General features: G+C 52.8%; 2 tRNA genes and 2 rRNA genes. All 4 read left to right on the top strand.

Annotated elements, in window-relative coordinates:
* The 4 genes from VRU48_RS19600 (at position 1) to rrf (ending at position 3,462) form a co-directional block, all read left to right on the top strand.
* Positions 1–75 (top strand) — tRNA-Ile (locus VRU48_RS19600).
* 21 nt (positions 76–96) lie between these two features.
* A tRNA-Ala gene (locus tag VRU48_RS19595) sits at positions 97–170 on the top strand.
* 170 nt (positions 171–340) lie between these two features.
* Positions 341–3,215, top strand: a 23S ribosomal RNA gene (locus VRU48_RS19590).
* 135 nt (positions 3,216–3,350) lie between these two features.
* Positions 3,351–3,462 (top strand): 5S ribosomal RNA (rrf, locus tag VRU48_RS19585).
* Positions 3,463–3,508: the final 46 nt, after the last annotated feature.

Raw genomic sequence — 3,508 nt, 5'->3', positions numbered from 1 at the left:
AGTCCCGTAGCTCAGCCTGGTTAGAGCACTACACTGATAATGTAGGGGTCTCCAGTTCAAATCTGGACGGGACTACAGAGCCTGGGTTGTTTTTTTGGGGGATTAGCTCAGCTGGCTAGAGCGCCTGCCTTGCACGCAGGAGGTCAACGGTTCGACTCCGTTATTCTCCACCGGTACCGGGCCCTATGTGGCCGATTAGAATAGGGGCGTCTGCCCCCGGGATACAAAGTTCTTTGACATATTGGAAGAAGTTAAAACAAGAAGAGCACACAGCAGTGCGGACGGCTTCGGCCCGAAACACGCAAAAGCACGCATGCCGGCGCAAAAGGCGGCATAGCGGAAGAAAGTAAGAAAGGGTATACGGGGGATGCCTTGGCTCTCAGAGGCGATGAAGGACGTGATAAGCTGCGATAAGCCCTGGGGATCAGCAAATATGACTTGATCCGGGGATTTCCGAATGGGGGAACCCGCCATGCTGAAGGCATGGCACGATAAGAGCAAACCCGCCGAACTGAAACATCTAAGTAGGCGGAGGAGAAGAAAATAACAATGATTTCCTGAGTAGTGGCGAGCGAAAGGGAAAGAGCCCAAACCATTCCCGTTACGGCGGGCGTGGGGTTGTAGGACTGCAACGTGGTACAATAAAGTGAACTGGAACGGGATGGGAAGCCCGGCGATACAAGGTGATAGCCCTGTACAGGAAAGCGATGTTGGCCTAGCAGTATCCTGAGTACCGCGAGGTCGGAGACGCCTTGTGGGAACCAGCCGGCACCATCCGGTAAGGCTAAATACTCCTGAGAGACCGATAGTGAACCAGTACCGTGAGGGAAAGGTGAAAAGAACCCCGAACAGGGGAGTGAAATAGAACCTGAAACCGTATACCTACAAGCGGTCGGAGCAGACGAGTTCTGTGACGGCGTGCCTTTTGCATAATGAGCCTACGAGTTACTCTTCACTGGCAAGGTTAAGTGCTTATGGCACGGATCCGAAGCGAAAGCGAGTCTGAACAGGGCGCACAGTCAGTGGAGGTAGACGCGAAACCTTGTGATCTACCCATGGACAGGTTGAAGGTGCGGTAACACGTACTGGAGGACCGAACCGATAAGCGTTGAAAAGCTTCCGGATGATCTGTGGGTAGGGGTGAAAGGCTAATCAAACTGGGAAATAGCTCGTACTCCCCGAAATGTTTTTAGGAACAGCGTCGTGGCAGAGTTAGATAGAGGTAGAGCTACTGATTGGGTGCGGGGGAGTCAAATCCTACCAAATCCAGACAAACTCCGAATGCTATCTAATATACACGGCAGTGAGGCGCGGGGTGCTAAGGTCACGCGCCGAGAGGGAAAGAACCCAGACCATCAGCTAAGGTCCCCAAGTTGCAGTTAAGTTGAACTAACGAGGTGCGATTGCACAGACAGCTAGGATGTTGGCTTGGAAGCAGCCATTCATTTAAAGAGTGCGTAACAGCTCACTAGTCGAGCGATCGTGCATGGATAATAAACGGGCATCAAACTGCACACCGAAGCTATGGGATTGAAATATATCGGTAGGGGAGCATTCCAGCGGCTGCGAAGCCATACGCGTCAGCGGTGGTGGAGCTTCTGGAAAAGCAAATGTAGGCATAAGTAACGATAAGGCGGGAGAGAAACCCGCCCACCGAAAGGATAAGGTTTCCTGATCAACGCTAATCGGATCAGGGTTAGTCGGGGCCTAAGGCGTACCCGAAGGGGGAAGCCGATGGACAACGGTTTAATATTACCGTACTCTTTGTAGATGCGATGTGGGGACGGAGTAGTGACACTGCCGCGGACTGACGGAATAGTCCGTTGAAGGCTGTAGGTATAGGAATTCCAGGCAAATCCGGAACTCCTGCTGAACGCTGATAGTACGCAGAACCTTCGGGGGATGCGATAGCGCAGGTAATCAGACTTCCAAGAAAAACCGCTAAGCTCCAGTCTATAAAGACCCGTACCGCAAACCGACACAGGTATCCGGGAAGAGGATTCTAAGGTGCTCGAGTGAATCATGGCTAAGGAACTCGGCAAAATGGCCCTGTAACTTCGGGAGAAGGGGCGCTGGCAGCAATGCCAGCCGCAGTGAAAAGGCCCAGGCGACTGTTTAACAAAAACACATGGCTTTGCAAAATCGAAAGATGAGGTATAAGGCCTGACACCTGCCCGGTGCTGGAAGGTTAAGAGGGGATGTCAGTCGCAAGGCGAAGCATTGAATCGAAGCCCCAGTAAACGGCGGCCGTAACTATAACGGTCCTAAGGTAGCGAAATTCCTTGTCGGGTAAGTTCCGACCTGCACGAATGGTGTAACGATCTGGGCGCTGTCTCAGCCATGAGCTCGGTGAAATTGTGGTCCCGGTGAAGACGCCGGGTACCCGCAACGGGACGGAAAGACCCCATGCACCTTCACTACAGTTTAACATTGACATTGGGTACAGGATGTGTAGGATAGGTGGGAGGCTTTGAAGCGGGCGCGCCAGCGTTCGTGGAGCCAACGTTGAAATACCACCCTTTCTGTATTCGGTGTCTAACCCCGCACAGCGGGGGACATTGTTTGACGGGTAGTTTGACTGGGGTGGTCGCCTCCAAAAAGGTAACGGAGGCTTTCAAAGGTAAGCTCAGTACGCTTGGTAACCGTACGGGGAGTGCAATAGCATAAGCTTGCTTGACTGTGAGGCAAACAGGCCGATCAGGGTCGAAAGACGGATATAGTGATCCGGTGGTTCTGCATGGAAGGGCCATCGCTCAAAGGATAAAAGGTACGCTGGGGATAACAGGCTGATCTCCCCCAAGAGCTCATATCGACGGGGAGGTTTGGCACCTCGATGTCGGCTCGTCACATCCTGGGGCTGGAGAAGGTCCCAAGGGTTCGGCTGTTCGCCGATTAAAGTGGCACGCGAGCTGGGTTCAGAACGTCGCGAGACAGTTCGGTCCCTATCTGTTGTGGGCGTAGGAATCTTGAGTGGGGCTGACCTTAGTACGAGAGGACCGGGTTGGACCAGCCTCTAGTGAATCTGTTGTTCCGCCAGGGGCATTGCAGAGTAGCTACGCTGGGAATAGATAAGCGCTGAAAGCATCTAAGTGCGAAACTAGCCACGAGATGAGGGTTCCATACAGGACCGTAGGAGACTACTACGTTGATAGGCTACAGATGTAAAGGTGGCGACACCACAGTCGAGTAGTACTAATAGTCCGAGGCTTTCAAGAGCAGAGACGCTGGGTGCTCTTCTGAACTAACTTCTTTCAATAATATGTCATTAAGGCCGGAAGGCCGAAGGCGAAAGGGCGGAAGGCTTTCTTCCATCACCGTTTCCCTCCATCCCTCCACCTTATCAAAGATATTCAGGTGCCTATATCGGCGGTGTCCACCTCTTCCCATTCCGAACAGAGAAGTTAAGCCCGCCTGAGCCGATGGTACTGCGGTAACACGTGGGAGAGTAGGTCGGCGCCAAATTTTAAAACAGAGGCCGTCTGCATTGCAGATGGCCTTTTGTCGTTTA

Origin of the sequence: Pedobacter albus (assembly GCF_036324255.1) — a bacterium.
Classification (GTDB): domain Bacteria; phylum Bacteroidota; class Bacteroidia; order Sphingobacteriales; family Sphingobacteriaceae; genus Pedobacter; species Pedobacter albus.
The sequence above is the reverse complement of the archived record's forward strand: the minus strand, read 5'-3'. Positions and strand labels throughout refer to the sequence as shown.